Source organism: Candidatus Palauibacter scopulicola (assembly GCF_947581915.1).
Taxonomy (GTDB): domain Bacteria; phylum Gemmatimonadota; class Gemmatimonadetes; order Palauibacterales; family Palauibacteraceae; genus Palauibacter; species Palauibacter scopulicola.
Genome location: NZ_CANPWG010000070.1, coordinates 36,145 through 43,160 on the forward strand (window position 1 = coordinate 36,145; position 7,016 = coordinate 43,160).

Genomic DNA, 7,016 nt, shown 5'->3' on the forward strand with positions numbered 1-7,016 from the left:
GCGGGCGCCAGCCAGCCGAGCAGGAGGATGGCCGCAGAGAGGCGGAGGCCGCGGTTCAGTTCCAGCTCAGCCCCCGCAACTGTTCCACGTCAAGGTTCCCGCCGCTGAGGACGCACGCGACCTTCGTCCCCGGCGGCGCGTCGATGAGCCCGTGCAGGACGGCGGCGACGGACGCCGCGGCCGCGCCCTCGGTCACGAGCTTGGCGCGCGTCATCAGCCACAGCATGGCGTCGAAGATCTCTTCGTCCGGGAGGGTGACGACGCGCTCCACGAACCGGCTCACGACGGACGCGGTGTTGTCGCCCACCCGCATCACCTTGAGCCCGTCGATCGCGCAGTCCACGGTCTCCAGGGTCACCATCTCTCCGGACTCGACCGTGCGCTTCATGGCGGGCGCCCCGGAGGATTCCACGCCGAACACGCGGATGGCGGAGTTCACGCTCTTCAGCGCCATCGAATTGCCGGAGATGAGACCGCCTCCGCCGATCGGGATCACGACGACCTCGACCTCCGGCCAGTCCTCGAGGATCTCGAGGGCCAGCGTGCCTTGGCCCGCGATCAGGCGCGGGTTGTCGAAGGGGTGGACGTACGTGAGCCCGCGCTCCTCGACGAGCTCGAGCGCCCGCTCGTTCGCCTCGTCCCAGATCGAGCCGTGGAGGACGACCTCGGCGCCGTACCCCTCGGTGGCCGCGATCTTGGCCGGCGTCGCGTTCTCGGCCATGACCACGACGGCGGGAATTCCGTACAGGCGGGCGGCGAGCGCGACGCCCTGCGCATGATTCCCCGCGGAGGAGCAGACGATGCCCCGCGCCTTCTCCTCCTCGCTCATGTGGGCCAGCACGTTGAGGGGTCCGCGCACCTTGTAGGAACCGCCCCTCTGGAAGAGTTCGGCTTTGAGCCTGATATCGAACCCGGAAACGTCGCTGAGCGAGCGCGACGTGAGCAGGGGCGTGTGATATACGTGCGGCGCGACGTGTTTCCGCGCGCGCTCGAAGTCCTCGCGGGTCAGCGTGAGTCCGGGGATCTCGACATGTGGCGTCACTCGGCCGTCTCTCTCGGCTGGGCGGTGGGCTGGCGGCCGGGTCCGGGTCGGGGTCCGGCGGGGCATCGTCGAAAATCCCCCGGCGGAACCCGAACGCGCAACGGCACGGACTGCCGGAGACGTGCCACCTTGCGGCGTGAGGCATCCGTCGGCGACACTCACACGCACCCGCCCGCAAGGACATCCGGTCGAGGACCCGCCACTTGAACCAGGCACGCGACACTCCCCCATCCGCCCGCGAAAGCTTCGGCAGCCGGGTCGGTTTCGTGCTCGCCGCAGTGGGATCCGCGGTCGGGTTGGGGAATATGTGGCGCTTCCCCTACCAGACAGCCGAGGGCGGCGGCGCGGCTTTCCTCGTGGCCTACGTTTGCATGGCGTTCCTCATCGGAGTGCCGATGATGCTGGCGGAGTTCGCCGTGGGTCGGCGCGCGCGCCGCTCCGCGATCGGCGCTCTGCGGGCGGCCGGCGGCAGGCGCTGGGCGGCGGCGGGGCTCCTCTTCCTCGTGACGTCGACCGTGATCATGGCCTACCTGTCGGTCATCACGGGCTGGGCCCTCCGCTACGCCCTCGACGGGCTCGCCACCGGGTTCCACGCCGACGCCGCGGGGCGCTACGCGTCGGTCGCGTCCGGCCCCTCGGCGGTCATCTTCCACCTGGCCTCGATCGGCGCGACGGTCGGGATCGTGGCGTTCGGCGTCCGCAGGGGGATCGAGCGGGCGAGCATGCTGCTCATGCCGCTCCTCTTCCTCCTCCTCATCGGCCTCGCGATCTGGGCCGCGACGCTGCCGGGCGCCGCGGAGGGCTACCGCTTCTACCTCTCCCCGTCGCTGAGCGAGCTGCTGGACCCCGTCGTGCTGCAGGGCGCGGCCGCCCACGCCTTCTATTCGCTGAGCGTGGGGATGGGGATCATGGTCACCTATTCCTCCTACCTCTCGAAGCGCACGAACCTCGGGCGCGAAAGCGCCGTGATCGCGCTCTCGGATTTCTCCGTCGCCTTCGTGGCGGGGCTCGTCGTGTTCCCGATCGTGTTCGGGCTCGGGCTGTCGGAGGACGTGGGAGAGAGCACGCTGGGCGTCCTCTTCATCTCGCTCCCGAGCGCGTTCGCGCAGATGGAGGCGATGGGCCGGATCGTCGGCACCCTGTTCTTCAGCGCCGTGATCGTGGCGGCGGTCACCTCCGCGGTCTCCCTGCTGGAGGTGGCGACCTCGATCCTCATCGACGAATGGAGCTGGACGCGCCGGCGGGCGACGCTCGCCGCGGGCGTTCTCATCGCCGCGATCGGGGTCGCGCCGGCGCTTTCCCTCGGCGCGCTCGGGATCATGGATCAGGTGGCGGCGGAACTCCTCACGGTGCTGGGCGTACTCGCCATCGCGGTGCTCGTGGGCTGGGTGATGAAACACCCGGAGGAGGAGCTCCGGATCGGAGCGTCGCCCCGGTTCGAGCGCCTGATTCCGGCGGCGCGCTTCCTGATTCGCTATGTGGCGCCGCCTCTGCTGGCCTACGTGAGCTGGATCGCGCTGCGGCAGACGATCCGCGTCATCGCCGGATAGACTGAACGCCCGGAGCGGGACGTGTCGAACCTCCAAGGACTCAGAGACGAACTCGCCCGCATCGACCGCGAGTTGCTCGAACTCGTCGCCCGGCGGCAGGCGGTCTCGGCGAGGATCGGGGAGCGGAAGCGCGCCTCGCAGACGGCTCCGCGCGACTACCGGCAGGAGAAGGTCGTCATCGAGCGGGCCCGCGCCGCCGCGGACAAACTCGGACTCCCGCGGCGGCTGGCCGAGGATCTCGTCCTGTCGCTGATCCGTTCGTCGCTCGCCGTGCAGGAGCGGGGCAGTGTGGTAGCGGCCGCGAGGGGAGGCGGGAAGCGCGCCCTCGTCATCGGCGGTTCCGGGAAGATGGGCGGGTGGTTCGTCCGCTTCCTCTCGTCCCAGGGGTTCGAGGTGGAGAACGCCGACCCCGATGGGGGGGATCGCGCGGACTGGACGACGGCGTCGCTGGACCACGACCTGATCGTGGTGGCGACGCCCATGGTCATCGCCAACGAGATCCTCGAACGCCTGGCGGAGATCGGACCGCCGGGCCTCGTGTTCGACATCGGTTCGCTCAAGAGTCCGCTGCGCTCCGGCTTGACGGCGCTGGCGGAGGCCGGGGTCCGCGTCGCGTCCATCCACCCCATGTTCGGTCCCGATACCGAACTCCTTTCCGGGGAACATGTGATCTTCGTGGACGTGGGCTGTCCCGGCGCGACGGAAGGGGCGGAGGCCCTCTTCGCCTCGACCATGGCCACGCGCGTGCGCATGGACCTGGAGAGCCACGACCGCGTAATGGGGTTCGTGCTGGGGCTCTCGCACGCGCTCAACATCGCCTTCTTCACTGCGCTCGCCCGCTCCGGCGAAACGACGCCGCGCCTGGCGGATGTATCGAGCACGACGTTCGAGGCCCAGTTGGACGTGGCGCGTGCGCTGGCCGGCGAGAACCCGCACATGTACTTCGAGATCCAGTCGCTGAACGCGTACGGAGACGTCGCCCTGAAGGAACTCGTGGCGGCGGTGGAACGGGTCCGTGACGCGGTGGAAGCGGGGGATGAAGACGCCTTCGTCGCCCTGATGTCCGCCGGTCGCGACTACCTGGAGTCCCGCGTTTCCGCGGAGTAGACCCGGCCCCGTTCGACTGGCGTTCAGAGGTCGATAATCCCTATCTTGCACAGGCTGGATGCGGGGAGGGGTTATTGCGTCCAAACGCCGCGCCGGGTCGCGGTGTTTGCCCTGTTGTATCGGGCGACAGGCCAGTGAGGGACCATATGAAGAAGTTCGCCATCGCGGCGCTGGGAACGGCGGCGCTGTATCTCGTCGTCACGGGCGAGGATGCACCGCTTGGCGGGGCCCCCCATGCCCTTGCGGTCGCCCCCGCGCCGGACACGCTGGCGAACTCGGTCATCCAGACGGTGTGCACCCGCTGCCACAACGACTCGCGCCGGGCGGGCAACCGCTCCTTCCTCGAGTTCGATGCCACCGAGCCGCAGGCCGAACCCGAGGCCGCCGAGCAGATGATCCGCAGGCTCCGCGCCGGCATGATGCCGCCGCCCGGCGTCCGGCGTCCGGACGAGGCCACGCTCACCGCCGTGGTCGAGGAACTCGAGACGCGCATGGATGCGGCGGCGCTTGCGAACCCGAACCCGGGGACGCGGACCTTCCAACGCCTCAACCGCGCGGAGTACCAGCGCGCGGTCCAGGATCTGCTCGACCTGGACGTCGACATGGAGGCCTTCCTCCCGGCCGAGACGATCAGCGACAACTTCGACAACATCGCCGACGTCCAGATGATGTCCGCGACGCTGATGGAGGGCTACCTGCGGGCGGCGAGCGAGATCAGCCGCATGGCGGTCGGCGACCCCGAAGCAGGCCCACGCCAGGTCACCTACAAGGTGCCGAAGACGGCGTCGCAGGCGGTGCGGGCCGAGGGCGCGCCCTTCGGGACGCGGGGCGGGATCTCCGTCATCCACGTCTTCCCGGCGGATGGGGAGTACGTGTTCAAGATGGACATGCACCCCGGTCCGACAGGGTTCCTGTACGGGATGACGGCTCCGGATGAGAAGATCGAAGTTTCGATCGACGGCGCGCGCGTGGCGCTGCTCGAGATCGACCCGTTCATGTCGGAGTCCGACCCGCAGGGGATGGTGATCGAGACCGAGCCGATCCACGTGCGGGCGGGTCCGCAGCGGGTCACGGCGGCCTTCCTCCTCAACGCCGAGGGTCCCGACAACGACCTCATCAAGCCCATCGACTACAAGCTGGCCGACTCGAACATCGGCAGCGCCTACGGCGTGACGACGCTCCCGCACCTGCGCGACTTCCTCGTCACGGGGCCGTTCACGGTCACCGGCATCTCGGAGACCGCGAGCCGCCAGCGGCTCTTCTCCTGCCGGCCCACGGCGCCCGACGAGGAGCGGCCCTGCGCGCGGCAGATCATCAGGTCGCTCGCGGCCAAGGCCTACCGCCGGCCGCTGGAGGCCGAAGACGTCGAGGACCTGCTGGTGTTCTTCGATCTCGGCGTCGAGGAGGGCGGGTTCGAGGTCGGCATTCGCACGGCGCTCCAGGCGGTCCTCGCGAGCCCGCACTTCGTCTTCCGGCTCGAGGAGATGCCGGCGGACGTGGCGCCCGGGGACATCTACCGTCTGAGCGACGTCGACCTCGCCACCCGGCTCTCCTACTTCCTGTGGGGCACGCACCCGGACGACGACCTCGTGGCGCTCGCCGACGCGGGCCGCCTCTCGGACCCGGCGGTGCTGGAGGCCCAGGCGCGACGCATGCTCGACGACCCGCGGTCGGAGGCCATGGCGACGCGCTTTGCCTACCAGTGGTTCCGCCTGCAGGACCTGGAGAAGATCCACCCGGACGCGCTGCTCTACCCGTACTGGGACCACCGGCTCGTCGAGGCGATGCTGGAGGAGACGCAACTCTTCTTCGAGCATCTCCTGCGTTCGGACGCGTCTTTCTTCGAACTGCTCACCGCGGACTACACGTTCGTGAACGAGCGTCTCGCCCGGCACTACGGCATTCCGGACGTGACGGGGGAGGAGTTCCGCCGGGTCGAGATCCCGGACGAGGCGCGCCGCGGACTGCTGGGCCACGGGAGCATCCTCACGCTGACCTCGCACGCGGACCGCACCTCGCCGGTCCTGCGCGGGAAGTGGGTGATGGAGGTCCTGCTCGGGACGCCGCCCCCGCCGCCCCCGCCGGACGTGCCCGACCTCGAGGCGACGGACGAGGCGGAGGATGGGCGCTTCCTGACCGTGCGCGAGCGGCTTGAGATGCACCGCTCGAATCCCGCCTGCCGGTCGTGCCACCGCGTGATCGACCCGATCGGCCTCGCGCTGGAGAACTTCGACGTCACGGGCGCGTGGCGGATCAAGGACCAGGGCCGGACGGTGGACACGTCGGGCGAACTCTACGACGGCACCCCGATCCTGAGCGCGATCGATCTCAGGGCGGCGCTGCTCGAGCGCGAGGATTCGCTCGTCCGGACGTTCATCGAGAATCTCATGGCCTACGCCCTGGGCCGGCGGATCGAGTACTACGACATGCCCACGGTGCGCGAGATTGCACGCGTGGCGGAGGCCGATGACTATCGGATAACGACGTTCATCATGGAGGTCGTGAAGAGCGCGCCCTTCCAGACGAGCGCCGTGGAGATGGTCGCCGACGAAGATATCGACGCAGGCGGGCACTGAAGGAGCCGCCCGGCGAAAAAATCAGGAGGAGTGAGCATGGAACTCATCACGGGTAAGCACATCTCCCGCCGTATGGCTCTGAGAGGCCTGGGGGCGACGGTGGCGCTGCCGTTCCTGGATGCGATGCTGCCGGCCGGCCGGCTGTGGGCCTCCACGAAGTCGCTCACGGATGTGAAACGGTTCGTGGCCATCGAGATGGTGCACGGCGCCGCCGGCTGCAACGAGTGGGGCGCTTCGCAGTTCATGTGGTCGCCCGAAAAGGTGGGGCGCGACTTCGACCTCTCGCCGAGCAGCCTGAGCCCGCTCGAGCCGTGGCGCGACTACCTGACGATCATCTCGAACACGGATGTCGAGAACGCCGAGGCGAAGACGGCGAAGGAGATCGGCGGCGACCACTTCCGTTCCAGCGCCACCTTCCTCACACAGGCGCACGCGAAGCAGACCGAGGGCTCCGACGTGTTCGTCGGCACCTCGATGGACCAGTACTACGCGCAGCGCTTCGGGCAGGACACGCCGATTCCCTCCATGCAGCTCTGCATCGAGAACGTGGACCAGGCCGGCGGCTGCGCCTACGGCTATGCATGCGTGTACACCGACACGATCAGCTGGGCCTCGCCGACGGAGCCGCTGCCCATGATCCGCGATCCGCGGGCGGCGTTCGACCAGTTGTTCGGAGCAGGCGGCACGGTCGAGGACCGGGCCCGGCGCCGGCGCACCGATCGCAGCATCCTCGACTGGATC

General features: G+C 69.1%; 5 protein-coding genes. 4 read left to right on the plus strand and 1 reads right to left on the minus strand.

The annotated features are described in order from the left end of the window. Window positions 1-55 precede the first annotated feature (55 nt). On the minus strand, window positions 56-1,042 hold the full coding sequence (locus RN743_RS15260) for a threonine/serine dehydratase (protein WP_310781085.1): 987 nt from the start codon (window positions 1,040-1,042) through the stop codon (window positions 56-58). Window positions 1,043-1,245: 203 nt separating this feature from the next. Here RN743_RS15260 and RN743_RS15265 point away from each other — a divergent pair, with 203 nt between their 5' ends. From RN743_RS15265 to RN743_RS15280, 4 genes are all read left to right on the plus strand, one after another. Next, on the plus strand, window positions 1,246-2,592 hold the full coding sequence (locus RN743_RS15265) for a sodium-dependent transporter (RefSeq protein WP_310781087.1): 1,347 nt from the start codon (window positions 1,246-1,248) through the stop codon (window positions 2,590-2,592). Between the two features lie 21 nt (window positions 2,593-2,613). Then, window positions 2,614-3,699 carry a prephenate dehydrogenase/arogenate dehydrogenase family protein gene (locus RN743_RS15270; protein ID WP_310781088.1) on the plus strand — a complete coding sequence of 362 codons (1,086 nt, stop codon included), beginning with the start codon at window positions 2,614-2,616 and terminating at the stop codon, window positions 3,697-3,699. A 146-nt stretch (window positions 3,700-3,845) separates the two neighbouring features. Next, window positions 3,846-6,275: a DUF1592 domain-containing protein gene (locus RN743_RS15275; RefSeq protein WP_310781090.1), complete on the plus strand. Its 2,430-nt coding sequence runs from the start codon at window positions 3,846-3,848 to the stop codon at window positions 6,273-6,275. Between the two features lie 36 nt (window positions 6,276-6,311). Next, on the plus strand, window positions 6,312-7,016 hold a 705-nt coding region (locus tag RN743_RS15280), incomplete at its 3' end, for a DUF1552 domain-containing protein (RefSeq protein ID WP_310781091.1).

Bases quoted from the DNA above. Each gene is read 5' to 3' on its own strand.
- RN743_RS15275 (WP_310781090.1), top strand. From the start codon at position 3,846: ATGAAGAAGTTCGCCATCGCGGCGCTGGGAACGGCGGCGCTGTATCTC.